18 protein-coding genes and 1 pseudogene are annotated in these 25545 nt (G+C 60.3%); 5 read left to right on the plus strand and 14 right to left on the minus strand.

Features of this window, described 5'->3' with window-relative positions; translation table 11 throughout:
* Positions 1–39: 39 nt before the first annotated feature.
* From NOM06_RS16045 to mocA, 5 genes are all read right to left on the minus strand, one after another.
* On the minus strand, positions 40–2937 hold the full coding sequence (locus tag NOM06_RS16045) for a molybdopterin-dependent oxidoreductase Mo/Fe-S-binding subunit (RefSeq protein WP_255912322.1): 2898 nt from the start codon (positions 2935–2937) through the stop codon (positions 40–42).
* Complete coding sequence (gene ygfM, locus NOM06_RS16050) at positions 2934–3710, minus strand: molybdopterin-dependent oxidoreductase FAD-binding subunit (protein ID WP_255912323.1); 777 nt, start codon at positions 3708–3710, stop codon at positions 2934–2936. The genes NOM06_RS16045 and ygfM overlap by 4 nt, the downstream gene beginning before the upstream one ends.
* Before the next feature lie 68 nt (positions 3711–3778).
* Positions 3779–5107, minus strand: a complete 1329-nt coding sequence (gene ssnA / locus NOM06_RS16055; protein WP_255912324.1) for a putative aminohydrolase SsnA — start codon at positions 5105–5107, stop codon at positions 3779–3781.
* Positions 5108–5137: 30 nt separating this feature from the next.
* Complete coding sequence (ygfK, locus tag NOM06_RS16060) at positions 5138–8248, minus strand: putative selenate reductase subunit YgfK (RefSeq protein WP_255912325.1); 3111 nt, start codon at positions 8246–8248, stop codon at positions 5138–5140.
* Between the two features lie 319 nt (positions 8249–8567).
* A complete protein-coding gene (gene mocA, locus NOM06_RS16065; protein ID WP_255912326.1) occupies positions 8568–9215 on the minus strand; it encodes a molybdenum cofactor cytidylyltransferase in 648 nt (215 codons plus the stop codon).
* Between the two features lies 1 nt (position 9216).
* Between mocA and yqeC the strand changes: the two genes are divergently transcribed.
* Together yqeC and yqeB are read left to right on the plus strand one after the other, a co-directional pair.
* Positions 9217–10065, plus strand: a complete 849-nt coding sequence (gene yqeC, locus NOM06_RS16070) for a selenium cofactor biosynthesis protein YqeC (RefSeq protein WP_255912327.1) — start codon at positions 9217–9219, stop codon at positions 10063–10065.
* Between the two features lie 27 nt (positions 10066–10092).
* A complete protein-coding gene (gene yqeB, locus NOM06_RS16075; RefSeq protein WP_255912329.1) occupies positions 10093–11685 on the plus strand; it encodes a selenium-dependent molybdenum cofactor biosynthesis protein YqeB in 1593 nt (530 codons plus the stop codon).
* A gap of 119 nt (positions 11686–11804) precedes the next feature.
* Here yqeB and NOM06_RS16080 read toward each other — a convergent pair whose 3' ends face one another.
* The 7 genes from NOM06_RS16080 to ygeW all read right to left on the minus strand — a co-directional run bounded on the left by NOM06_RS16080 (position 11805) and on the right by ygeW (position 20639).
* The gene (locus tag NOM06_RS16080) at positions 11805–12890 is read right to left on the minus strand and encodes a calcium/sodium antiporter (RefSeq protein WP_255912331.1); all 1086 of its coding nucleotides are present in this window, start codon (positions 12888–12890) and stop codon (positions 11805–11807) included.
* A 160-nt stretch (positions 12891–13050) separates the two neighbouring features.
* On the minus strand, positions 13051–13974 hold the full coding sequence (locus NOM06_RS16085; RefSeq protein ID WP_255912333.1) for a DMT family transporter: 924 nt from the start codon (positions 13972–13974) through the stop codon (positions 13051–13053).
* 224 nt (positions 13975–14198) lie between these two features.
* Positions 14199–15131 carry a carbamate kinase gene (arcC, locus tag NOM06_RS16090; protein WP_255912335.1) on the minus strand — a complete coding sequence of 311 codons (933 nt, stop codon included), beginning with the start codon at positions 15129–15131 and terminating at the stop codon, positions 14199–14201.
* A gap of 95 nt (positions 15132–15226) precedes the next feature.
* Positions 15227–16651, minus strand: a complete 1425-nt coding sequence (gene hydA / locus NOM06_RS16095) for a dihydropyrimidinase (RefSeq protein WP_255912336.1) — start codon at positions 16649–16651, stop codon at positions 15227–15229.
* A gap of 119 nt (positions 16652–16770) precedes the next feature.
* Positions 16771–17988 (minus strand): YgeY family selenium metabolism-linked hydrolase, encoded by a 1218-nt coding sequence (locus tag NOM06_RS16100; protein WP_139709397.1) that lies wholly within the window; start codon positions 17986–17988, stop codon positions 16771–16773.
* Positions 17989–18114: 126 nt separating this feature from the next.
* The gene (gene dpaL / locus NOM06_RS16105) at positions 18115–19314 is read right to left on the minus strand and encodes a diaminopropionate ammonia-lyase (protein WP_255912337.1); all 1200 of its coding nucleotides are present in this window, start codon (positions 19312–19314) and stop codon (positions 18115–18117) included.
* Positions 19315–19451: 137 nt separating this feature from the next.
* Entirely contained in the window at positions 19452–20639 is a 1188-nt protein-coding gene (gene ygeW, locus NOM06_RS16110) for a knotted carbamoyltransferase YgeW (RefSeq protein ID WP_058051514.1), read from the minus strand.
* Between the two features lie 607 nt (positions 20640–21246).
* Here ygeW and NOM06_RS16115 point away from each other — a divergent pair.
* Entirely contained in the window at positions 21247–21810 is a 564-nt protein-coding gene (locus NOM06_RS16115; RefSeq protein WP_255912338.1) for a hypothetical protein, read from the plus strand.
* Between the two features lie 41 nt (positions 21811–21851).
* Here the strand turns inward: NOM06_RS16115 and NOM06_RS16120 are convergent, their stop codons facing one another.
* Positions 21852–22856, minus strand: a complete 1005-nt coding sequence (locus NOM06_RS16120) for a Wadjet anti-phage system protein JetD domain-containing protein (protein WP_255912339.1) — start codon at positions 22854–22856, stop codon at positions 21852–21854.
* A 212-nt stretch (positions 22857–23068) separates the two neighbouring features.
* Between NOM06_RS16120 and NOM06_RS16125 the strand changes: the two genes are divergently transcribed.
* Together NOM06_RS16125 and NOM06_RS16130 are read left to right on the plus strand one after the other, a co-directional pair.
* Positions 23069–24310: a triacylglycerol lipase gene (locus NOM06_RS16125; RefSeq protein ID WP_255912340.1), complete on the plus strand. Its 1242-nt coding sequence runs from the start codon at positions 23069–23071 to the stop codon at positions 24308–24310.
* Positions 24311–24789: 479 nt separating this feature from the next.
* Positions 24790–24993, plus strand: a complete 204-nt coding sequence (locus NOM06_RS16130; RefSeq protein ID WP_110303762.1) for a hypothetical protein — start codon at positions 24790–24792, stop codon at positions 24991–24993.
* A 77-nt stretch (positions 24994–25070) separates the two neighbouring features.
* Here NOM06_RS16130 and NOM06_RS16135 read toward each other — a convergent pair.
* Positions 25071–25545: pseudogene (locus NOM06_RS16135) on the minus strand (hypothetical protein); the annotation flags it as partial.

Here is a 25545-nt window from a genome sequence, read left to right on the forward strand (position 1 = left end):
TGGGGGCGAGCTGGCGCCCGCCCCTCACCTTTTCTTTTGTTATGCCGACACTTTTTGCTCCAGCTTGCCCAGTTCGCGCAGGATCTGCTCCGGCGTGAAGTGCCACTTGCGCAACCAGACACCACAGGCGTCGTGGATGGCGGTGGCGATGGCAGGCGCCGCGCCGTTGACCCCGATCTCCGAGATGGACTTGGCGCCGTAAGGGCCGACCTTGTCGTCACTCGGTACCAGGAAGGCCCGAAAATCGCGCGGAATGTCGCCAATCTTGGGCGCGCCATAGCTCTTGAGATCCCGGGTGAGCGGGATGCCCTTGCTGTCGTAGCAGATCTCCTCGCTCATGGTGTGGCCGATGGCCCGCATGGTCGCCCCGTAGATCTGGCCGAGGGCCAGCTCCGGGTTGATGGGGGTACCGCAGTCGAGCAGGGCGTAGAACTTGTCGAGCCGGATCTCGCCGGTTCTGACGTTGACCGCCACCTCGGCGAAGTTGGCCCCATACGGGAAGGCAAGCTCAGAGGTGATGTAGCTGGCAGTGCCCACCAGAATGCCGAAGCCGGTACCTGTCTCCGCTTTGTGGGCCAGCTTGGCGAGGGTCACCTCCCCCTGCTTGCCGCGCACGATCCCCGGGTGAACCAGCTCCACATCCTCCACCGGCTCGCCCAGCATGGCGGCGCCGTGGAACAGGATCTTCGCCTTGAGGTTCTCTGCCGCCATCTTGGCCGCATTGCCGGAGAAGCAGGTACCTGACGAGGCGTAGGCTCCCTTGTCGAATAGCGCATGGTCGGTGTCGCCGGAGATGACATGCACATCGCTGAGCGGGCAACCGAGCACCTCGGCGGTCAGCTTGGCGACCACGGTATCGAGGCCGGTGCCGATATCGGCGCCACCGGAGTGGACGATAAAGGTGCCGTCCGATTCCAGCTTGACCATGCAGTTGGCCTGATCGATGTCCGGGATCCCCGATTTTTGCATGATGATGGCGACGCCACGACCGATCCGCCAATCCCCGTCGGCGGGTTTGGGGCTATCCCAGGCAATCAGCTCGCGACCCTGCTTGAGGATGGGCTCGAGGGCGCAACTGGCCGCATGGGGCACCGAGGTGGGCATCTTGCCCTCGCCGATGGCACCCAGCACTTTGAGGATGTCCCCTTCGTGCACCCGGTTGTGCTCCACCATGTCGAGCTGATCGATGCCGAGTTTCTCGGCAAGTTCCGCAATCGCCATGGTCAGCGCGAAGTTGCCCTTGGGCGCGCCATAACCCTGATAGGCGCCAGTCGGGCAGATGTTGCTGTAGTAGGTGTTGACGGTAAAGCGCACATTGTCGCACGGATAGAGCGGCAGAGAGAGCGCCGGGCCGTTGCTCGGCACCGTCAATGAGTGGTTGCCGTAAGGGCCGGTGTTGGCACGAAAATCCATCTCGATGGCGGTGATGGTGCCATCTTTCTTGGCCCCCACTTTCACCTTCACCTTGGCCACATGGCGGGAGGTGTTGCTGATGAACTCCTCTTCACGGGTATAGCGGAAGGTGACGGGACGGCCGGTGACCTTGGTCGCCCAGGCGCACACCTCTTCCAGCAGGATGTCCTGCTTGGAGCCAAAGCCGCCCCCTACCCGCTCCTTGATCACATGCACCTGGTGCTGCTTCATACCGACGATGCGCGCCACCTGACGGCGCACGTGCCACGGCACCTGGGTGGAGGCGTGAATGACCAGACGATCGCCATCCATGTAGGTGAAGCAGATGTGTGGCTCGGTCGGGCACTGCTGGGCCTGGGTCGATTCGTAGGTGCGCTCGACAATCTCGTCCGCCTCGGCAAAGCCTTTGGCCACATCGCCGATCTGGCCATGGACGCTGGCGGCCAGGTTCTCGTGCGGACGGGAACCGATGGGGAAGTTGATGATCATGTGCTCGTCGCCGCGGCGCACCGAGCAGGCGTTCTGCTGCTCCAGATCCGCCGGCGCACCGGCCATGTAGACGATGGGCTCGTCGTGCACCAGCGGTGCATTGGGAGCCATCGCCTCGTCAATGCTCATGACCGCCGGCAGCACCTGATACTCGACCTCGATGAGTTTGAGCGCGGCCAATGCGATGGCTTCGCTCTCGGCCACCACGGCGGCCACCCGATCCCCTACGTGACGCAGCTTGCGGCCAAACATGCGGCGATCCAGCGGTGACGGCTCGGGGGCGCTCTGGCCACCCGGGGTGTAGTAGATATCCGGGCAGTTGAGGTGAGTGATGACATGCACCACCCCCGGCATGGCTTCGGCGCGGCTCACGTCGAGTTTGGTGATCACCGCATGGGGATGGGGGCTGCGCAGCATCTTGATGACCAGCGCATCTTCAGTAACCCGATCCTCCACGTAGCAGGGCTTGGCCTGCACCATCTTGGCGGCGTCCACTTTCGGGCAGCTCTTGCCGATATGGCGCAGATCGTCACGAAACTCCGGGGCGATCTGGCACAGGTAATCGGGATCCTTCATCCGTGAACAGGCAAGCTCGATGGCCTGATAAAACTGCTGATAACCGCCATCGCGGTGAAACAGGCCCGAGAGGGCATCGTCGATTTGATCACGGGTGGGCTCGGGGTGGCGATCAAGCAGGTCGGTGACGATGAGCGCGGCGGCCGGATCGTTGTAGCCGGACTGCACCACGCCCACATCCACCATTGCCTGCTGCACCAGACTGAGCTGGTTCCAGCTGCCCAGCGACTCGGCGGTGCGCACCTCTGATCCATCCAGCTGGGCGGCGATCAGCAGGGAGGCGTTGATCACCTTGCCATTGAAGAGAATGGCATCGGAGCCGGCAAAACCGAAGCCGTCGTCACTGTTGCGCACCGAATGCATCCGGCACTGGTTGAACAGCACCCGTTGGGCATTGTCACCGGCCTTGCAGATGACGGTGCGCAGGGCACCGTTCAGGGTAAAGTTGAGTTCCATCATGCTTGCACCTCCTGCTGCTGGCAATCCACCAGCAGATCCGCCACTACCACGCCGGTGATATACCGCTTGTAACTTATGCTGCCCGCCAGATCTTCACGGGGCGCAATCAGCTCGCTTACGGCGGCCTCCAGCGCGACATCGTGCAGTTCGCGGCGCTCCAGATCCCGCAGACGCATCGGCTGCGGGGTGACGCCAGCGACAGCCACCCGCATCTCGCCAATGCTGTCGAGGGCCACCGCGGCAGTCATCACCGCCAGACCGTCGGCGTTGCGGCTGATGCGGCGAGTGGCGCAGCGCAGCGCGGGCTCCGGCAGCACCACCCCCAGCACCAGCTCCTTGCGCTGGCCGGCCAGATAGGCATCGATGGGTTGCAGCTGGTTGTTCTCCAGCACCACCACGGCTTCGAGGACCAGCAGTACCGGCAGCAGCGGGGAGTCCTGCTGTTGGCAGGCAATCTCGCCGCCGAGGGTGGCCTGATTGCGCACATGGCGGGAGTAGACAAACCCCAGCGCCTCGCACAGGGCTGCCGGGGTACGGGGGTCGTCTTTGAGAGCTTGCAGGGTGACGGTGGCGCCGATGTGGAGTTGACCATGCTGCTGCTCAATCTGGCCAAGTCCGAGCTTGTCCAGCGAGATGGCGACCTTCTTGTCGGTGCGGGTCGGGGCTGCGTTGAGCTTGCTGCCGCCCCCCATGTAGACGGCGTCGTTGCCAAAGCGGGCCTTGAGTTCCAAAGCCTGACCCAGTTGCTCGGGTCGGAAGAATTGCTCAATCATGTGTCGTCCTTACTCTTGCTGCCCGCCACCGGGGCGGGCAATCTAGTCCAAACGTGCGGAGGGTGGCCTCAGGCCAGCTGATCCATCCGTTGCCACAGGCGGCTCGCCACCTTGCTGGCCTGCTGATAAATGGGCTCGACGTCAAAGGCGAACTCGCGATCCTGATAGACCATGCGACCCTCGACCATCACGCTGTTGACCGAGGATGAGCCCATACCGAAGGCGAGATGGCCGCCGAGGTTGCGCGGCGCCAGCGGGGTCGGTGCGGCGTAGTCGAAGAGTGTGAGGTCGGCCTTGTAACCCGGCTCCAGGCGGCCAAATTTGGCGCCGAAGTTGCGCTCCAGCAGGGTGTTGCCGTTCCAGAGGAAGCGGGCAAAGCTGTCGGGCCAGAGCGCTCCGCCGGCATCCTTGTGTTTGAAGTAGGCGAACTTGAGCTCTTCGAGCATGTCGGAGCCGATACCATCGGTGCCCAACGCCAGATTGCGATACTCCGGCAGGTGCATGTTGTAGCCCACGTGGTTGTTCATGTTGGAGCGGGCGTTATGTACCAAGAAGGCATCGCGGCTGTTGAGCAGCTCGATGTCAGCCGGGCTCAGGTAGATGCCGTGGGCGATCAGGGTCTTGCTGTCGATAAGGCCAAACTCGTCCAGCCGGGCGATGGGCTCCTTGCCGTAGTGGTGGTGACCGTGGGCCATGTCGTAGCGGTCTTCCGCCACATGGATATGCAGACCACGACCGGTGACCTGCACCGCTTCGCGCAGCATGGCCAGCCCCTCGTCGGGCACGGTGAAGGGGGCGTGGGCACCGATATGGGCTTCCACCAGATAGGGTTCGCTCCCCTTGGCCTTGGCGGCATCAATGGCCTGCGCGAACAGGATGTTCTCCTCTACCCCGGCCTGCAGCTCGGCAAGGCCGCCGTTGCGATCCGTGGTTTCGAAGCAGATCATGCCACGCAGACCCGCCTCCATAAACCCTTTGCGCAGCACATTCAGGGAGCCCTTGATGAAGTTTGGCGAAGCGTGGTGGTCGATCACCGCACTGCAGCCGCTCTTGATCGCTTCCAGCGAGCAGATGAGGCCGCTGTAGTAGAGGGACTCCTCATCGAGCGCCCGATCGAGCCGCCACCAGAGGTTTTTCAGGGTGGAGATAAAGTCCGGGCAGGGGGCGATATTGGCCATGATCCCCCGCGACAGGCCTGAGTAGAAGTGGTTGTGGGCACAGACGATGCCCGGCATCACCAGCTTGCCCCCCATCTCCCGATAGTTGGCCTCCGGGTAGAGGGCCTGCAGATTGGGCCCCACCGCTTTGATAAGCGATCCTTCGATGGCGATATCCACCCCTTCCAGCACCCGGGTCGGCTCCAGCTGGACAGCGGTGACGTTCTTCAGAATAAACATGGTTTGCTCCTTCGCTTATTCGTGGTTCGCTCAGGCCTCGACGGCCCCCAGCAGGTAGTGGTGATGAGCATGGACATGGCTGATGATCCGGCACATGTCGCCAAGGGCCGCTGGCGCATCCTTGATCCGGCTCTGGGCGTCTATGGTCAGGCGATAGGTCTCGCCATCCTGACGCACCCGCAGTTCGCCACCGTCAGCCAGATAGAAACCGGGGTTGCGGCTGTTGTCGAAGTCCTCGGGCAGGCTGAAGATGGTGACCTTGTCCTGATAGGGCTTGCCCTGCCACGGGCAGAACTGGGCGCAGTTGCCACATTCATTGCAGTAGGCATCCAGGTGCAGGGTCTGGAACTGATCCTTGAAGCCCGGTACCGCGATGGCGACGTTGGCCCGGTTGGGGCAGACATCCACGCACTTGCTGCAGAGGTAGTTGCACTCGAGGCAACGGTGAGCCTCTTGCGCCACGAAGGCATCGCGTTCGCTCTTGTCAACCATGGTGACGGCGATGCTCCCCTTGCGGCGGTAGATCTCATCCTTGCCCGACGGCTGGATGGTCACTTCACTCTGCTGGCTGGCGATATGCTCGCGAGAGAGCACCAGATCCGCGGCGCGGCGGGCACCACCGATGGCACCGACGATGGAGGACGGGCCGCTCTGCACGTCACCGATCAGGAAGACGTTGCGACGGCTGGTTTCGCCGGTCTGGCTATCCACCTCAGGCCAGCCATCGCAGCCAAGAGGAATGCCCATCGCTTTCAATACTTCGCAGTCAGGCTGCTCGCCGATGGCGGTGATCAGGGCATCCATCTGCATCACTTCGGTCTGCTCGGTGGGCACAGAACGGCGGCGGCCCTGCTTGTCAGGATCCCCCAGCGCCATCATCCGCACGGTGAGCTTGCCATCTTTGTCAAAGCGCTCCGGATTGGTGAGGAAGCAGAAACGCACCCCATCCTCCACCGCTTCCAGAACCTCCTCGCGATAGGCGGGCATCTCTTTTTCGCTACGGCGGTAGATCACGGTGACATCGCTGACACCCGGCACCTTGAGGGCGGCGCGGGCACAGTCCATGGCGGTGTTACCGGCGCCGATCACCGCCACATGGCGGCCCAGCGGCAGCGGTTTGCCCTGATTGAAGCTGCGCAGGAAGTTGAAGGACTTGTAGACCCGATCATGTCCCCCTTCGAGGCGCATGCCGCCATTCTTGTCGGCACCGATGCCGACGAAGACATAGGTAAAGCCCTGGGCGTGCAGCTTGTCGACGGTGAGCGCCGGATCGCAGCCAAACTCGAACTTGACCCCGTGGGCGGCGACAAAGTCGATATCGTGCTGGATAAGCTCGGCCGGGATGCGGAACTCGGGGATGATGTGCTTGACTACGCCACCGGCATCCGCTTCGCGCTCGAACACGGTGACCGGATGGCCGGCGCGGGCCAGGAAGTAACCGGCGGAGAGACCGGCAGGCCCTGCGCCAATCACCGCAACCGGATGCTTGTCACCGCTGCCTGCCGGTTTGTGCCAGCGCGCCTTGTACCCTTCCCAGCCGCGTTCCAGTGCCACCTTTTTCAGCTCACGGATATTGAGCGCGCTGTCGTAGTCGAGGCGGGTGCAGTTGTACTGACACTGGTGATCGCAGATATGACCGGTGATGGCGGGCAAGGCGTTGCGCTGATAAATCAGCTCAAGGGCTGCCACATACTCCCCCTCGCCCATCAGGCGAATGTACTCGGGGATATCCTGGTGCACGGCGCAGGCGGTGACGCAGGGCGCCACGTAGCAGTCAGTCAGCGGCAGACCGCCCCCCACTTCGATGCGATCCTCGGACTTCCACTCCTTCTGGGTGTAATCCATGGTGAGGGCCTTGGCGGCCAGCGCCTCCAGCTTGGCCACATCCACCTGACTCATGGCCCAGCTGTCGGAGGCGTCGATCTCTTTGAGACACTCGATCTGGCGCAGGTAGCCGCCCGGTTTGAGCAGGTCGGTGGCCATGGTGATGGGGCGGATACCGGTCTCGAAAATCTCGGCGATGTTGAACTTGCTGGCACCACCGGAGTAGGAGATGGGCAGCTTGCCATCGAAGGCGCGAGACAGCACGGCCGCCACGTTGATGGAGAGCGGGAACAACGCGCGGCCGGACATGTACATCTCATCGCCGGGCAGCGCCCCCTTGCGGTTGATGGTGCCAAGGGTGTTGGTCAGCTTGACCCCGAAGGTAAGCCCCTTCTCGCCCCCCAGCGCCATCAATCTGGTCAGCATCGCCTTGGCCTGATCCAGCTTGAGGTCGTGATCGAACGACTCTTCGCTCAGACCAATGTAATCAAAGCCACAGGTATCGAGGATCTCGCGCACCCGCGGGTAGCCCAGCAGGGTCGGGTTCAGTTTGACGAAGGTGTTGAGCCCCTTCTCTTCCAGCATGTAGCGGCAGATGGCCTCAATTTCGTTCGGCGGGCAGCCGTGCATGGTAGAGAGGGTAACGCCGTGCACCAGATTGGCCGGGATGCGCTCCACCAGCTGTTGCAGGCGATCGCGCCGCGCCCCCAGTCCCAGCTCGGCGATAAATTGCTCGTCAGCCACCAGCTCGCGCAGCACCTGCTGGTACTCGGCAAACTTCGGACTTTGGCTTGCATCCATCAGGCTGTGGATGAACTGCTGCATCGGTGGCTGTTTGATGCCATCGAGGTTGTAACCCACGCTCATGTTGAAGATAAAGGACTTGGCCTCCCCGTCGAGACGGGGATCAAACACCTCCTCCAGCAGATAGAGGGCAAACCAGGCTTTCAGATACTCGTCAAACGCCTTGGGCAGGGTGAACTCGGTAGACCACTCGGTATTGAAGCACTCGTCTTCGGCATCGATGCAGGGCTTTTCCAGTTCGAGACGGTCCAGGATCTGCACCGTCTTGAGCTCGATAAAGCGCCCGCCAGTCAGCCAGGAGGTGACGATGTTCTGGGCCAGCTGGGTATGGGGGCCGGCTGCCGGGCCAATGGGGGTCTCGCAGGTTTCACCGAACACCTTGATCTTGCGCTCGTCCTGCTTGCGATAGAATTGCGCGGCGGGAATACCGAAAATGCTCTGACTCTCTTTATATTCCGCAAAAATACGGGTCAGCAGGTTCTTGAACGGAACGGGTCGCATAATATCGCCCATGGCTATCTCCTTGCAGCTGTTCTGCCCATTGGCAGCATGAATAAATGGGGTATCCCGCACGGGTGTTCCCCCTTGGCAAGGAGAAGAGCAACAATCAGGCCACTACAGTTACAAAACTATTTTTTACGGTAAAAGCGTGAGACAGCTCCAATTAATGGAGAGAATTTACGATGCCACCATTATGGGTATTGCGAGTAGTTATCAATCACTCTGAAATTTACTTAATGAGCAGTTCAAAAAGAACTCGCCCTATCAGATCAAGTGCGAGAAATATCACTTTGATACGCCATTTATCTCACCGTTATCTTTTTAAACTGGGTTATTTCGTGGGCTCGCTCTCATTTTCAAGAATGCCACCCAGCAGCGCCTGATAGCGCTCCGGGGTATCCACATCAAACAGGATGGCGGGGCTGTCGACGGGCACCATACGGTGGGGATGCCCTTGCAACCAGCGCCGTACCGACGACTGCACCGGGGCCGCTGCCAACTCGCGGGCAAGGGATTTTGGCAGCAACACCGGATGACCCGCCTCCCCCTGCCAGGTGGGAAAGAGTATCTCACAGCCCCGTGCCTGCCAGAGCTGTTGATAGACATCGCGCGGGATACAGGGGAGATCCCCATGGCTGATAAAGAGGTAGTCAGCGTCACTGGCCGCCAGGGCAGAGCGGATGGAGCTGCCCAGCCCCTGCCGATAGTCGGGATTGTGGACAACAACAATATCCGGCCGTGCTCCATAACGCCCTTGAAGTTCCTCGCCACGATAGCCCACCACCAGAATAACGCGCTGACAAAAAGCCAGGGCATTTTTGAGACTTGCATCAAGCATTGTCCCCTGGCAATAAGGTAGCATCATTTTCCATGTACCCATTCGGGAAGATAAACCCGCCGCCGTTATTATACAGTCACACTGCACTTGTTCCTGGCAACGTTGTTTTCCACTCCCTTCGATATTTATTTTGGTCGTCATTATGTCGCACCCACATGTTGTTGCTATCGCATTTCCAGATATAGATCCGCTATTAAACCCGCTCACCAAAAATATTGATAGCCATACCACCTTAATTAGCCTCTGCGGCGCCGGTGGAAAAACCAGCACCCTGTTCTGGCTGGCGGAATATTTTTATCAACAGGGTAAAAGGGTGCTAATTACCACCACCACCAGGATGTTTCTGCCTGCCCCGTCACACTATCGGGAATTGATTATCGAGACGGATCCCGTTCGTCAACTTACCCGCTGTCAGGCGCTCCCGGATGGCCCGGCGCTGGTTGCCCTGTTCAGCCATCTCGACGAGCGCACCGGAAAGGTGGCGGGCCCCACGCCCCAGCAGATTGATCTCATCAAGGGGCAGCAGCGCTTCGATCTGATCCTGGTCGAAGCGGATGGCGCCCATCACAAGTTATTGAAAGTGCCCGCTTTGCACGAACCTTGCATTCCTCAGCACAGTGATTGGGTGATCGCCCTAACGGGCGGCGCCATGGTGGGGGCCAAGGCCGACCCGCAGCAGATCCACCGCTGGGCAGAGCTTCAGGCCCTGTGCGGGATAGAGGCCGGTGACCCCCTCGACTGGGCCCTGTTTCACCAGCTGCTCTCCCACCCCGAGGGGCTGTTCAAGGGCACCCCGGCCAGGGCGCGCCGGATCTGGTTTATCAATGGGGATTATCAAAATGAGGCGTCGTGGCTCGATGAATTGATAAAGCTGCATAGCCGCCACCCCGAGATCTATGCCATCTGGCAGGGGGCGGTTCGCGAGCCACAGCCCATTCGCCACGCACTCGGTTACTTCGCTCAGGATGAGGCTCAGCCGCCTCGCCCATGATGGTTTAAGGATAAGAAGAGGTACCTTATGAATCTGTTTGCACACGCAGCCCGACTGGAACAGGAGAACATTCCCTTTGCCATGGCCCAGATCATCGAGAGCCGTGGCTCCACCCCCCGCCATCAGGCCCAGATGCTGGTAATGGCCGATGGCCAGATCCTCGGCACCATCGGCGGCGGCATGATCGAGCGGCTGGTGATCGAGGAAGCGATGGCCGCCATTGCCGAGCGCAAGCCGCGCATCTTCCACGGCCGGATGGCGCGCAACGGCGAACATGCGGTCGGGTCGGATTGTGGCGGCGCCATGTCGGTCTACATCGATGTCTATGGCCTGCGCCCCCGTCTGGTACTGATCGGCGCCGGTCACGTCAACCGGGCGCTGGCCCATGCCGCCGCGCCACTGGGTTTTGATATCCATGTGGGTGACTGTTTTGAAGGGAGCCTCAATCCCGATAACTTCCCCGTCGGCACTCACCTCAAACAGGCTGATACCATCAGCGCGGTGATCGAGGCGCTGGCCATCGAGCCCGTCAACTTCGTCATCATCGCCACCAACCATCAGGACAAGGAGGCGCTGGAGCGGCTCATCAATCGCCCCCTCGCCTATCTGGGGCTGCTCGCCAGCAAGCGCAAGGTGCAGACCTTCACCCAGGCGCTGCGCCAACAAGGGGTGAGTCTGGAGCAGTTGCAGCGGCTGCACGCCCCCATCGGCTACAACATAGGTGCCGAAACCCCCGAGGAGATCGCCATCAGCATCCTCGCCGAGCTGCTGCAGGTGAAAAACGGCAAATCGGGTGGGCTGATGCAGGATGACGTGCGCCTTAAGCGGGATCAACTGGTGGTGATGCGCGGCTCCGGCGATATCGCCACCGGCGTCGCGTTGCGGCTGCACAATGCGGGCTTCAAAGTGGTGATGCTGGATCTCGACAAACCCACGGTGATCCGCCGCACCGTCGCCTTCGCCCAGGGGATGTTCGACGGCGAAACCAGTGTCGAGGGAGTGCGCGCCAAGCGGGTTGAGAGCGTCGAACAGGCGTTCGAGCAGCTGGATCGGGGCATCATTCCGCTGCTGGTTGACCCCGACTGCGCCACCCTCGCCGAGCTCAAGCCCCGCTATCTGGTGGATGCCATCCTCGCCAAGCAGAACCTCGGCACCCACAAGGAGATGGCCCCCATTACGGTGGCCCTTGGCCCGGGCTTTGAGGCGGGGCGCGACTGCGATGCGGTGATCGAGACCAACCGTGGCCACCATCTGGGGCGTGTCATCTATCAGGGCCCCGCCCAGCCTAACACCGGCATTCCCGGAGTGATCGAGGGGCACTCCGCACGCCGGGTGGTGCGAGCCCCCGTCGCCGGAGTGATGAAGAGCATTATCAAGCTCGGCGATCTGGTGCAGGAGGGGGATGTAATCGCCCATGTGGAGGACGCTCCCATTATCGCGCCGCTCTCGGGCATGGTGCGGGGACTGCTCAGCGATGGCATCGAAGTGCCGGTCGGCTTCAAGATTGGCGATATCGACCCGCGCGGCGAGCGCGCCGATGCCACCACCGTCTCTGACAAGGCTCGCGCCATCGGCGGCGCCGTGCTGGAAGCCATGATGCATCTGGCCCAGCGCCGATAACGGCTCTTCGCGTCCCTCTTCAGCACCAAGTTCAGCACCAAGCAAAAGCCCCACCATGATGGTGGGGCTTTTTTCGGCCTGTCGGTTGATGCAGCACCTTTACATCAGGAGAACCTGCATCACGACCGGGTTCGTTGCAATCGCCAGGCTCGCACCGCCAGCACAACCAGAGTGATGGCGGTGAGCGGCAATACAAAACCGGTTAGCGCTGCGCTGAACTGACCTTGCAGCGGACTGGATGTAGCGTGGAGGATCAGCCAGCAGGTGTAGCCGATGTAGTAGGCCAGAAACAGCGCCCCTTCCCAGCGGGCGATGGTGTAACCGGTAAAGAAGATGGGCAGGCAGGCAAGCGCCACCGCAATCATTACCGGAATATCGAACTGAAGAGCGGTGGCCGACACTTCAAGCCCACCGGGAGTGACGATGGAGGTAAGCCCCAGCACGCAGAGGATATTGAAGATATTGCTGCCCACCACGTTCCCCACAGCGATATCCCGCTCCCCGCGCAGGGCTGCAACGATGGAGGTCACCACTTCGGGCAAGGAGGTACCGGCCGCCACTATGGTCAAGCCGATGATCAGATCGCTCACCCCGAAGTAGTGAGCAATCTCCACTGCACTGCCAACCAGCAGGCGGGAGCCGAGGATCAGCAGACCCAGACCTGCGGCAATAAAGAGCAGATTGCGCAACCAGTTGCCCGCCGTACTCGCTTCACGGGTACCAAACTCCTGCTCGTACTCCGCCTGCACCGCTTTGTTTTCCCGTCGACTCTGGACAAAGAGAAACCCGGTGTAGGCGATGATGCCGGCAAACAGCAGCGCCCCTTCCAGTGGCGCAATACGGCCATCGTAGCCCAGCAACAACACCAGAAAAGAGACCACTATCATCAAGGGAACGTCGAGACGTACCAGTTGCTGGGAGACGGTCAACGGTACGATCAGTGCCGAAATACCTAAAATAAACAGCACGTTGAAAATATTGCTGCCGACCACGTTACCCACGGCGATCCCCGCCTGCCCCTCGAGGCCCGACTGGATGCTCACCGCCAGTTCGGGGGCACTGGTACCAAAAGCCACTATGGTCAAACCCACCACCAACGGGGAGATGCCCATCATGGTGGCAAGGCGCGCCGCCCCCCGCACCAGAGATTCGGCCCCCATCACCAGACACACCAGCCCCACGGCCAACCACACCAGCGTCATCATACGGTTTCATCCTTGCCGTTACGTTTGTTGAAATAATCAAAATGAATCAAATACCTGCGCGTCAACACAGCTATGTAGCGCCATTGTAACGAGGGGCAAGTTCCCTGTCGTGGGCTCTTTTGAGAGCCATTTATCGTGCCACTGGCCAGCCTGTTGTCACTCAGCCGTGCTTGATACGGGTCTCCCCCGCCACCGATACCACGGAGCGCTTGCCCTTGCGGCTAATCACCAACAGCGCCAGTACGATAAGGGCGATGCCGCTCCCCTCCACCGGCCCCGGGTTTTCCCCCAGCAGCCACCAGGAGAGCAGCACACCGGTCACCGGCACCGCCAGAGTGCTGAGGCTGGCAATCCCCGCTGGCAGTTTTTTCAACACAAACAGCCAGAGACTCCAGGCGATGGCGGTGGCGAAGATGGCGCTATAGGCCAGCGCCCCCATCACGTAGGGCTGCCAGTCGATGGGGCGCTCCGGCACCAGCCACGCCACCAGTGCCATCACTATGGTTGCGTAGATCATCTGCCAGGTGGTGAGGGACATCAGATCCACCGAAGGGTGGCGGGCATACATCCGCTTGGCGATGATGGCGCTGATCCCCCAGCAGATGCCGGAGAGGATCGCCAAGAGCGCGCTCTTGAGGGATTCAAGGTGCAGCTGCCAGGGCTGGATCACCAACAGCAACCCGCAGGCCGCCACCCCGACCGCCAGATAGTGCAGCTTGCGCATCCGCTCCCCCAGAAAGAGCGCCGCGAAGATCACCACCCAAAACGGCATGGTGTAACTCAAAATGGCCACCTTGCCCGCCCCACCGCTGATCAGTGCCCACTGGGCCAGCCCCACCATGCCGCAGGTCTGGAACAGGGCGATGGCCAGGGTATAGCGAAACGGGGTGGGTTTGAGATAACGGCGCCCGCGCAGGGCCAACACCAGCAGCAGAACCAGAGATCCGCACAGGCAGCGCAGGGCGGTGAACTCGAAGGCCCCCGCGTAGAGCATCACCTGCTTCATCACGATCCAGCTGTAACTCCAGATAGCGGTGAGCAGGACTAACCCCCCCAGCGCCGCCATATTGATCTTTCCACTCATCTCTCACCACGCATAGCTCTGCCTTTCGCCTTTTGTTCCGATGGGCCAACCCTTATCGGGGTGGCTATCTTACCCCTGTGCTGGCGGGCTGCCCATTCCCTACGGGCGAATAGCCTATGGGCAAATTGCCTGTGAGCAAATCGACCTCAGCCACGGCAGCGCCCGAGCCAAAAACAGCAGGGGGCCAAGGCCCCCTGTCTATCAACCCGTCATCGCGCAGCACGCTACAGGCTGATCACGGTCCCGGTCTTGCCTGCGATCCCCTCGGCTGCCTTCTCCAGCAGGGTGATGAGAGATTTGCGCCCTGGCAAGGATGTGGCGAACGAGAGCGCCGCCTCCACCTTGGGCAGCATGGAGCCTTTGGCAAACTGCCCCTGGGCGATAAAGCTGTTGGCATCGGCCACGCTCAGGGTATCGAGCCACAGCACCTCGGGCTTGCCGAAGTTGATGGCAACCTTCTCTACCGCGGTAAGGATGATCAGCATGTCGGCGTCAATCAGTTCCGCCAGCTTGGCACTGGCCCAATCCTTATCGATCACCGCACTGGCTCCGCGCAGGTGATTGCCTTCGCGCAGCACCGGAATGCCGCCGCCACCAACTGTGATCACCACCTGACCGGCTGCCAGCATGGCGGAGACGGTCTCCTTCTCGATGATGTCGACGGGTTTGGGAGAGGCCACTACCCGGCGATAGCCGCGACCGGCGTCCTCTTTGAGCCGCTCGCCCTTGGCCATCAGCGCCTCGGCCTCCTCCTTGCTGAAGAAACCGCCGATGGGCTTGCTGGGGTCGAGGAAGGCGGGATCATTTTTATCCACCTCAACTTGCGTCACCAGCGTGGCAACCGGCTTGTGAATGCCGCGTTCCAGCAAGGCTTCGCGCAGGGCATTTTGCAGGTCATAACCGATATAACCCTGACTCAGGGCCACGCAGACCGACATGGGCAGATGGGGGGATTTTGGCTCGTGGCGGGCCGCCACTTCGAACGCCTGCTGGATCATCCCCACCTGCGGCCCGTTGCCGTGGGTGACCACCACCTCGTGCCCTTGGGCGATAAGGTCGGCGATAGTGTGCGCCGTGCTCTGCACCGCCTTCATCTGCTCGGGCAGGTTGTTGCCCAGCGCATTGCCACCAAGGGCCAGTACGATTCTCTGTTTCATCTTGTTATCTCCAGTGATGGGACAAGCCGGCGCAATACCGGCCCACCTTTCGTTGTTCACATAACCTTGCTGCACTGTCTGTTTCGAACGGATTGTCAGCCAGCAACCGCGGGGCAAGGCAAGTGCAGATCAGGCACCAACGCCGGATCAAAGGGCTCTCTGGCCAGAAAGCGGCCATGCCCCCGTTGTCCGGTAAATTCGCCGTCGCGGGCCACGATCTCGCCGCGACTGAGGGTCATCCTGATCTGGCCGGGACAGCGCATCCCCTCATAGGGGCTGTAGTCGCCGTTGTCGTGCAACTGTTGATGGGAAATCAGGGTCTCGCCACGGGGATCCATCAGCACCAGATCGGCGTCGGCCCCCGGTTGCAGATTGCCCTTGCGCGGCCAGAGGCCAAACAGGCGCGCCGGGTTGGCGCTGGTGAGGGCCACGAAGCGTGATGGCGAGATGCGCCCTCCGAGCACCCCGTGGGCAAACAGCAGCAGCATCCGGTTCTCGACCCCGGGCAAGCCGTTGGGGCAGCGGCTGAAATCGCCGCCCGAGAGGGTCATGCGCTGGGCGTGGGAGAAGTTGCAGTGATCGGTCGCCACCGTGTCGATGTCGCCAGCTGCGATACCGACCCACAGCTTGTCCTGCTCGCGGCGCGAGCGCAGCGGCGGGCTGAGCAGATAGTCGACTCCGTTCTCCCGGTAGTAGCAGGAATCATCCAAAAGCAGATATTGCGGGCAGGTCTCCACCCAGACTCGCTGGCCCTGACGGCGCGCCAGTTTCAGATACTCCAGCCCCAGTCCGTTTGAAAGGTGGACGATATAGAGCGGCGCATTGCCAGCGAGCCCCGCCAGATTGATCATCCGGGCGATGGCCTCCGCCTCGCACTCCAGCGGGCGGCTTTGAGGGTGATACCAGGGCTCATGATGGCCAGCGGCGAGCAGGGCCGCCCGGCGCGCCGCGATGGCGGCATCATTCTCGGGATGGACGGTGGCGAGCGCCCCCACCTCCTTGAGGCGGGCCAGGGCGCGCAGCACGTCATGGTCCCCCAGCTTGTACTGGTAGGTGAGATAGAGCTTGAAGCTGCTGATCCCCTCCTCCTGCACCATGGCGGCCATCTCAATAAGGATGGCGTCATCCACATGCTGGATCACGCCGTGAAAGCTGTAGTCGACCACCGCCTGATCGGCGGCGTAGTCGTGATAGCGGGCCAGCTGGTGATGCAGATTGCACCCCGCCGGGCCAAATCCCATGTGGTCGATGATGGTGGTGGTGCCACCACAGGCGGCGGCACGGGTACCGCTGAAAAAGTCATCGCAACTGCGGGCAATCCCGACATCGATGTTGAAGTGGGTGTGGACGTCGATGCCACCCGGCATTACATAGCAGCCGCTGGCATCGATCACCTCGGTTTCGCTATCGGGCTGGATAGCGGCGGCGCGCGCGCGGATCACCCCGTTCTCGATCAGCAGATCCTGACGATATTCACCCTGTGCATCGACCAGCACGCCGTTCTTGATCAGCCGTTTCATCCCCACCACCTCGAACATCACATCGCTTCAAACAGCAAGGCCCCGCCTCAACACAGACGGGGCACTTGCCACATTTGCCACAGCCGGACGGCGATAGCAGTCACCGCCCGGCAGACCCCTTACTTGTCCAGCTCGGCCAGATAGAGCATGGGGATCACGGCGTACATGGCGGCGCACTTGACCAGATGCTCTTTCCAGGTCTTCTCGTTCGGCGCATGGGCTTCCGGCTCTTTACCCGGACCAAAACCGATGACCGGAATGCCGTGGCGACCCATGATGGAGACCCCGTTGGTCGAGAAGGTCCACTTGTCCACCACCGGCGCCTTGTTGAACAGCTGGGTGTACGCCTTGGAGAGGGTTTTGACGGTGATGTGATCCTCTTCCACTTTCCAGGTCGGGAAGTAGCACTCGGTCGGGTAGACCAGACCGGTGTAGGCCGGACGATCGTACTGGTACATGGAGACCTCGGCACCGGCGGCTTTTACCGCTGGCAGGGCACGGATCTCGTCCAGCGCACCTTGCCAGGTCTCGCCCCAGGTCAGACGACGGTCGATGGAGACGGCGCAGCTGTCGGCCACGGCGCAGCGGCTTGGCGAGGTGAAGAAGATCTCGGAGACGGTCAGGGTGCCCTTGCCGAGGAAGTCATCGTTGCCGAGGTTGTGGCTCAGCTCCTGCAATTCGCCGAGGATCGGGCCCATCTTGAAGATGGCATTGTCACCGCGCTCCGGCGCAGAGCCGTGGCAGCTGACGCCCTGCACCTCGACGCGGATCTCCATGCGGCCGCGTTGGCCACGGTAGATCTGGCAGTCGGTCGGTTCGGTACTGACCACGAACTCGGGGCGGATCTTGCTCTGCTCGATGATGTACTGCCAGCAGAGACCGTCACAATCCTCTTCCTGCACGGTACCGGTCACCAGCAGGGTGTACTGATCTTCCAGTCCCAGATCCTTGATGATCTTGCCGGCATAAACCATGGAGGCCATGCCGCCTTCTTGGTCAGATGCGCCGCGACCGCCGATGATCTCGTGATCCTCCATCCCCTCATAGGGGTCGAAGGTCCAGTTGGCGCGGTTGCCGACACCGACGGTATCGATATGGGCATCCATGGCGATCAGGTGCGGACCGTGGCCGATATAGCCCAGCACGTTGCCCATGGGGTCGATCTCGACCTTGTCAAAGCCAACCTTCTCCATCTCCTGCTTGATGCGCAGCACCACGCGCTCTTCATCGCAGCTCTCGCTCGGGATGGCGATCATGTCGCGCAGGAACTGACTCATCTCGGCCTTGTACTGGTAGGCCTTCTCCAACACCATTTCAAACGGAATTTGCTTGCTCATTGTGATTCTCCATAACAACTGAGAGTGCGCGGCCTGTTCATCGGCAGCGCCCTGTGCCCGTTACCGCGCCCCGTTGGCGAGGCGCGATCAGTTCTTTGATTCGTGGTTGCTTACTCGCAGCCGAGGTTACTCGCAGGCGGGATGTTTGCCTTCCCACACCACTTCCCGATAGTGGGTCACATCGGTGTCCCCTTCGGTGTTGATGATCAGCACGACCGAGTTGCTATCCAGTCCGAGGCGAGTCATCAGCGCCGCGCGATCAGGGTGGTGACGCACTGCCGCCAGCACGCCGGTACCGACCGAGCCGGATTCGCCGGAGATAATGCGCGGATCATTGCCAAGGGGGTTGCCCAGCACCCGCATGCCCAGCGCCGACACCTTGTCGTGGCAGGAGATGAACTGGGTGGTGCAGCTTCTGAGCAGCGGCCAGCCAAGCGGATTGGGTTCACCGCAGGCGAGACCCGCCATGATGGTGCGCATGTCGCCCCCCACGTTGACCATCTCCCCCGCCACACCGGAGCGGTAGATGCAGTCGGCCTGATCCGGCTCGACGACTATGCTGTGCAGGTTTTTCGCCCCGAAGCAGTCCACCAGATAGCCGAGCACGCCGCCCGCCAGCGCCCCGACCCCGGCTTGCAGCAGCACGTGGGTGGGCTGCTTGATGCCCATGGCCTGCATCTGCTCGACCGCTTCGTCGGCCAGAGTGGAGTAACCCTGCATGATCCAGGTCGGGATCTTGGTGTAGCCCTCCCAGGCGGTGTCCTGCACTATGTGCCAGCCGCGCTCTTCGGCCATCTTCATGGTCAGGCGCACGGTATCGTCGTAGTTCATATCGGTGACAATGCACTCGGCACCGAGGTTGAGGATGTGATCCACCCGCTCCTGGGCCGAGCCCTTGGGCATGTAGACCACCGCATGCTGACCCACCTGCTTGGCGGCCCAGGCAACGCCGCGACCATGGTTGCCATCTGTGGTGGTGGCGAAGGTCATCGGCTCCTTGATGGTGCGTTTGATGAGATCGAAGGAGAACTCCTCGATGGCCACCCCGTATTTTTCACAGAGCAGGTTGGCGATGGCATAAACGCCACCCAGCATCTTGAAGGCATTGAGGCCAAAGCGCTTTGACTCATCCTTGACCAATATATTTTTCACCCCGATATAGGCGGCCAGATCTTTCAGGTCGCACAATGGGGTCGGCTCATAACCGGCCAGTTTTTTATGAAAAGCGCGAGCTTTTTGTGCTTCAACACGGGAAAACAGCAGTGATGGCTCGGCGGTAAAAAAGCGGTTATCGGCAATATCCATCTTCAGCGAAAATTGGGACATGCTTACCTCACTAGGCGTTACCTGACAAAGAGCTGCCTCGCCGGGAGATCCGTTATTCAGATACCACGGGGAGAAAACTCGAAATAATGAATTCGACAGCGTGGGCAGGATGAATATTCACCCTGCCCTGCTGTTATTTATTTCACCCGTTTTTGCGCCTCTTTAATCAGATTTTCCAGGGTCTCTGCCGGGGCGGAGAATTTACGGGCCATGATCATGGCGGCGATAATATAGGGCTTCCAGCTCGCCTCTTTGTAGGTGGCGATACGGTATTTCTCGAATACCCCTTCGGTCACTTCGCCCTCTTTGCAGGAGACGCCGGAAATATCGGCCGGCAGGCAGTGCATATAGAGCGCTTCGCCACCCTTGGTGAGCTTCATCATCTCCTCGGTGCAGTGCCAATCCTTGTGCTTGGCGTTCTGCTCCAGGCAGTGTTTTTCCAGATCTTTCAGGCCGGCGTGGTCATTGGCACGCAGCAACTCGGTGCGCTGCTCCATCACCTTGTAGGGAGCCCAGGACTTGGGATAGACGATATCCGCATCCTTGAACGCCTCTTCCATGGAGGTGACCTGACGGAAGCTGCCGCCGGAGGCCTTGGCGTTCTCCTTGGCCACTTCGATCACGTCCGGGATCAGGTCATAGCCTTCCGGATGGGCCAGGGTCACGTCCATGCCAAAGCGTGTCATCAGACCTATGATGCCCTGCGGCACGGAGAGCGGCTTGCCGTAGCTCGGGGAGTAGGCCCAGGTCATGGCAATCTTCTTGCCCTTGAGGCTCTCCAGGCTGCCGAAGTGCTCCTGCAACCAGGCGAGATCAGCCATCGACTGAGTCGGGTGATCAATGTCGCACTGCAGGTTGACCAGTGCCGGACGCTGGGGCAGTACCCCCTTCTCGAACCCTTCATCCAGTGCCGCGCCCACTTCACGCATATAGGCGTTACCGGCACCGAGGAACATGTCGTCACGGATGCCGATGGCATCTGCGCAAAACGAGATCATGTTGGCCGTTTCACGGACGGTCTCGCCGTGGGCGATCTGGGATTTGCCCTCATCCAAATCCTGCTGGGCCAGACCGAGCAGGTTGAGGGCGGAGGCGTAAGAGAAGCGGGTTCGGGTGGAGTTATCGCGGAAAACCGAGATACCGAGCCCGCTATTAAACAGTTTGGTAGAGATATTTTCGGCGCGCAGGGTCTTGAGGGATTCGGCCAGTTTCAATACCAGCTCCAGCTCCTGAGGAGTTTGTTCCCAGGTCAGCAGAAAATCTTTTTCATGCAGGTTGGATTTGAGTGCTCTGATCTCTTTGATTAATTCGTTAACTGCTTTCATCGTTCGCCCCAATCATTGGATGAGATATGGATAGCTCCCCTTTCACTCACGATGTCACCAGCATCCCGGTTGTGGGTGAGCTCATCGGTTAGCGTCGATGTAAGGCAATCAATAAGCGTGCCAAACTAAAAAAATGCAGGCAGATATTAATAAATGGCGAAAGTTTGTGATGCAGAGCACAAAAACGGCGGTTATTTCAGCGATTTATTCCATAAAAAGGTGAGCGGAACGGCCAAGCCATAAAATAGCCGAGTGATAATAATCAGAGGCAATATCCCTGCGTCGCTGAGAATTATCATCAACGGTCAGTTTCAGGGGCTGAAATGATATAACCGCGCTGACCGTTATCATTATGATAATGCCGTGCAGTGACTTGCTCTTTTGTTACGACCTCTTCTGCAGAAATGTCTCGGCCATCTCGCCGCCCCTGCACTCCCGTATCACCTCTCGCCTTATCTTCCGGCCACATCGCTGGGCGCGGTTGGCCCAAGGTGCTAACGTGAATACGCCAGCTGTGCATCTGTATCGGATGCTCAGGTGAGGCCGACGTTCACTGCCGCAACTGCGCGGATGAACCTGCATGACTTACATCTTTGAGGGATTATCTATGTCCAGGAATGCTGCTCTGCTCATCACCCTGACCCTGATCGGTATCACCCCTGCCCACGCCATCAGTGCCAAATATGCCGAGCAACTGGAGCGATCCGGTTGTACCCAGGTCACCGAGGCGCAGGGCTGTGACATTCACAAAACCAAAGCGGAAAATGCCAAGGCGGGATTTGGCGCGGCCGCCCCGGCCGCGGAGGGCGGTCTGGATCTGAGCTATGAGCAGAAGCTGGAGCGCTCGGGCTGCACTCAGGTGAGCGAGCTCAATGGCTGCGATATCAACAAAACCAAGGCTGAGAACGCGGCAACCAGCGGCAGCCCCTATGCGGGCAACTGGATCGCCACCTTCCCCCAAACCGGCGCCACCGTGGCCAATATCCGCATCGATGGCAAGGATCAGGTGTGGGTCAACGACAAGAAGGTCAATGCCAAGAAATCCGATGGCGCGCTGGTGTTCAAGGATGGCATGGTCATCTACACCATTCAGGGGGATCGCCGCATCAAGGGTGAAGATGGCTGGGTCGATAATGATGCCGGCACCAAGGGGCCCATCAACGCCAAGTAAGCAGCTGACCACGAAATGACGGGGAGCACAGGCTCCCCGTTTCACCCCTGATTGCCCATCTCTTCCAATGACCAGCTCCGCCAATGAGGGGCCAGAATCAATACCTCCTGCTCCAGCCAAGTCCCGTCTGTGATAAATTTATCGAGCCAGGGAACGCCTGCCGGCGTGCCATGATCATCAACCTGATCAGCCTGCGTCGTCACACGCCAGGGCACCTTGCCACTGTCCGTTGCAAAGGTGCGAACAGGGCGGGCATAGTGCTCCAGATAAGGTTGCAACTCACAGGGAAGCCAGAGCATGGCCGGTCGATTTAGCTCACGCGCCAGCTCGATGGCAATATCGATACCCCGTTGATCGAGATCGCCAAAATGGGCCCACTGCACGCCCGCAGGCAGCAGCGGGATCAGCTGTTTGGCCAGGGTGGTATTGCGACCGGGAGCAAAGAGCAGCATTTGCCCGGGTTGCAGCGGGTAGTCGACAAAGGCCCCCTTGTTCTCCACCGTAATGACCCGCTCCCCTTGCCAGCCGATGGCCGCCAGCGTGCCCAGAGTCCGCTCCGGCAACGCCAACTCCCCCAGCAGCGCCATCATTGCCGTCATATCGTGCTGCTGACCCTGCTGATCGACCAGTGAGAGCGGTTCGAGGGTACGGATGCGGATCACCTCATCCTGCGTGAGCGACAATTCCGCAAGCTGTGGCGCGGCAAGGGATGCTGACCGCGAATGCTTGCTGTCCCCATGCCAGAGGGCATAAAAGCAGGCCTGATTAAGCCGTGCAGGCAAACTCACTCCCATTCGTTGCAACTGCTTACGCTTGTCCAGTTCGGGGGGAACGACCTGCGCCAGCTGTCTGATCAGATAAGCCCGTCCCGCCTCGGTTAATACATGACGAGCGCTTCGCCCAAAAGGTCTTAACCCACAATTCGTCTGCAACAACTCTTTCAACTTGCGGCCATGCCTGCTTTCAAGGGAGCACCCCTTCTCGTTCTGGCTATCGAGCAACTTTGCACAGAGCGCCTGTACCTGCACCTCATCAAACAGCGACATCCTTACCTCTCCATGTAGCTTCATATGACGAAGTAGAGGTGATTTTCCCTGTCATTACCGTGACCGGCTTCGCAAGCGGTTCTTATCAACCCCGCCATGCATGGCCCGTTACTGGTAAACCCGCCACAAAGGGCGCAAGCTGGTTTGATATAGAGATACGCTGCACTCTTCGCGGCACGACAACGCGATACCCGCTTCCACAAGGGCTTGCCATGACCGACGCCACAGACCCCTCGCCATCCTCTTCCTGGCATCTTTCGGATATCCGCGAGTTGGCGCACCTGCTGACTCTGGCGCTGCCCGCCGCGGTAGAGATCACCGAAGCGGTACATCAGGCGGTACTGAGCGGTATGGGGCTCAAGGGACGGGATGAGGGAAAAACAGCCGGGATCACCGGGCTGGTCTACAAGGGGGTACATGGCACCGCCAACAACCTAAGCAGCGGCATCAACCATCTGCTCAGCCGCCTGCCAGCCACACCGCCGCCCCACCAGATCCCCGAAACCCCGAAACGCGCGGCCCTGATCGCCACCCTCAACGGCGTGTTGGGGGACAAGCTGGTCGAACACCACAATGCTCTCGCCACCCCCATGACCCTGCGCTATCAGGGCAAGCCCCTCGATTGGCAGGCGATGCCAAAGGATCTACTCCGCGAGGGACGGGTGCTGCTGATGATCCATGGCCTCTGCATGAACGATCTGCAGTGGCAGACCGAGCATCAAGGCAAGCCGGTCAATCACGGGGAGCAACTTGCCAACGTACTTGGCTATCAGCCTCTTTACCTGCGCTACAACTCGGGCCTGCCCATCGCACAAAACGGGCAGCAACTGGCCCTGTTGTTGGAGCAACTGCTCGCCCACTGGCCGGGAGAGCTCAAAGAGATAACGATAATGGGCTACAGCATGGGGGGACTGGTTGCCCGCAGCGCTTGCCACCATGCTAGCCAAGCCGGGCTCACCTGGCCTGCGCACCTTGCCAACCTGATATTTCTCGGCACACCCCACCACGGCGCACCGCTCGAACATGCCGGTCACTGGCTGGAGCAGTTGCTGCCCGCCACCGCCTACAGCGAGCCCTTCGTCAGACTGGCTCGGCTGCGCAGTGCTGGTATCAAGGATCTGCGCCATGGCAAGGTGATCGAGACGCTCGCCGCACCCAACCCCGCCGCGCCCTTGCGCGATCCCCGCGAGCCGCTTCCCTTGCCCGGTGGTGTCAACTGCTATGCCATTGCCGCGACCACTGCCGCCAAGCGCAGCCTGCTGGCCGACCGGCTGATTGGCGATGGACTGGTGCCGCTACGCAGCGCCCTCGGTCAGCACAACGAAGCGCGCCATCAGCTGACTTTTCTTCCTGCCCATACCCTGATTGTCTATCGCACCAGCCATATGTCCCTGCTCGCCAACCCGCAGGTTGGCCAGCAACTGCTGCGCTGGCTCAGCCCCTTGCAGTTATAGCGAACTGGCTATTAAAGCAACAGAGTGCTGGTTCACAAAGGAGCCCTGTGGCACTCTGGGACGTCAAAGGGAAGACCCACACTGACACCTGATGTGTCCCCACTGCAAAGGAGCGCCACCGATGGCCAAAGCAAGCAAGAAAGAGATCAAGAAGAAGATCGCCGCTCGTCTTGAGAAAATTGCCAAGCATGAAGGCAAGATCAAGAAGCTGAAGAAGGCCCTGAAGTAGGGTCCATCGCATAAGAGAAACCGCCAGCTGGCGGTTTTTTCATCCCCCTTTCGCCCCTTTACCATCGTTTTGATACCAATGGCCTTGATGTAAACGCCTCAAGCGCACCTCAGCAGAACAACCCAGCTGAAACCACGCACGTTCTCATCACCGCTATTTGGTCTAACAGCGCCAATCGGGCGCCGCACGCCCCCTTGTCAGCAACTACCTTCAACGGAGTGTTTGATATGAGCCAGCAGTGGAGCGCCATATGTACTCTTACACCCTCACTTTCAAGGAAGATGTCGATCGCCTGACCGCCCCCGAGCAGGAGATCACCTTGCAGAGCCCCGCTCAGGCGGGGGATTTTATTATCCTCTCCGACGGCAGCCGCCATCAGGTGATGTTTGTCACCCACAGGGCCAACTACAGTAGCCTCTATCTCGATAAAGGGGTCAGGGTGCCGCAAAGCTAGCGAATCATCTGTCAGTTTGCGAAAGCAAAAGAGCGGCACCTGGCCGCTCCTTGATCTCTCTTTATGTGGATTTGCTGTCACAGCACCTTGATCACCGGTTGGTGCACTATCTCGACGTCGTCTTTATAGACCACCAGCTCACCCGGTGGCACGCCTCGCTCACCCAATACGGTGACAACGCACTCGTAGCGATAGGGGCCGCTCGTGAAGAGATAGGTATGATTGCCCCCCGTCCCCTCTACCCTGACAGTGCCATTTTTCAGCACCAGATCCGGCTTGTCGGCGAGCGTCTTGCCCCTGGCCCAGGAGGCGTAGCGATAGTGGCCATCGTCCAACTCGTCGATGCGGATGGTAAATTTCTCGGTCTGCCACATCAGCTCGGGGCTCTTGTACTCCCGCACACTGGGATGCAGCTCGCTCTTCTGCCCGGCGATAAGCTCGGCTTTCAATTTGGCGGCCTGCGCCGTCTGATGATTAAGAGCCGCTAACAAAACCGAGTTGATTCGAATGATGCCAACCCCAACATAGGCAGCATGACACGAAAAATCATCA

Source organism: Aeromonas sp. JL9 (genome assembly GCF_024436075.1).
Taxonomy (GTDB): Bacteria; Pseudomonadota; Gammaproteobacteria; order Enterobacterales; family Aeromonadaceae; genus Aeromonas; species Aeromonas veronii.

Bases quoted from the DNA above. Each gene is read 5' to 3' on its own strand.
- ygeW (WP_058051514.1), bottom strand. From the start codon at position 20,639: ATGAAAGCAGTTAACGAATTAATCAAAGAGATCAGAGCACTCAAATCC.
- ygfM (WP_255912323.1), bottom strand. From the start codon at position 3,710: ATGATTGAGCAATTCTTCCGACCCGAGCAACTGGGTCAGGCTTTGGAA.
- dpaL (WP_255912337.1), bottom strand. From the start codon at position 19,314: ATGTCCCAATTTTCGCTGAAGATGGATATTGCCGATAACCGCTTTTTT.
- NOM06_RS16100 (WP_139709397.1), bottom strand. From the start codon at position 17,988: ATGAGCAAGCAAATTCCGTTTGAAATGGTGTTGGAGAAGGCCTACCAG.
- NOM06_RS16080 (WP_255912331.1), bottom strand. From the start codon at position 12,890: ATGATGACGCTGGTGTGGTTGGCCGTGGGGCTGGTGTGTCTGGTGATG.
- NOM06_RS16120 (WP_255912339.1), bottom strand. From the start codon at position 22,856: ATGTCGCTGTTTGATGAGGTGCAGGTACAGGCGCTCTGTGCAAAGTTG.
- yqeC (WP_255912327.1), top strand. From the start codon at position 9,217: ATGTCGCACCCACATGTTGTTGCTATCGCATTTCCAGATATAGATCCG.
- NOM06_RS16085 (WP_255912333.1), bottom strand. From the start codon at position 13,974: ATGAGTGGAAAGATCAATATGGCGGCGCTGGGGGGGTTAGTCCTGCTC.
- hydA (WP_255912336.1), bottom strand. From the start codon at position 16,651: ATGAAACGGCTGATCAAGAACGGCGTGCTGGTCGATGCACAGGGTGAA.
- NOM06_RS16045 (WP_255912322.1), bottom strand. From the start codon at position 2,937: ATGATGGAACTCAACTTTACCCTGAACGGTGCCCTGCGCACCGTCATC.
- yqeB (WP_255912329.1), top strand. From the start codon at position 10,093: ATGAATCTGTTTGCACACGCAGCCCGACTGGAACAGGAGAACATTCCC.
- arcC (WP_255912335.1), bottom strand. From the start codon at position 15,131: ATGAAACAGAGAATCGTACTGGCCCTTGGTGGCAATGCGCTGGGCAAC.
- NOM06_RS16130 (WP_110303762.1), top strand. From the start codon at position 24,790: ATGTACTCTTACACCCTCACTTTCAAGGAAGATGTCGATCGCCTGACC.
- NOM06_RS16125 (WP_255912340.1), top strand. From the start codon at position 23,069: ATGACCGACGCCACAGACCCCTCGCCATCCTCTTCCTGGCATCTTTCG.
- ygfK (WP_255912325.1), bottom strand. From the start codon at position 8,248: ATGGGCGATATTATGCGACCCGTTCCGTTCAAGAACCTGCTGACCCGT.
- NOM06_RS16115 (WP_255912338.1), top strand. From the start codon at position 21,247: ATGTCCAGGAATGCTGCTCTGCTCATCACCCTGACCCTGATCGGTATC.
- ssnA (WP_255912324.1), bottom strand. From the start codon at position 5,107: ATGTTTATTCTGAAGAACGTCACCGCTGTCCAGCTGGAGCCGACCCGG.
- mocA (WP_255912326.1), bottom strand. From the start codon at position 9,215: ATGACGACCAAAATAAATATCGAAGGGAGTGGAAAACAACGTTGCCAG.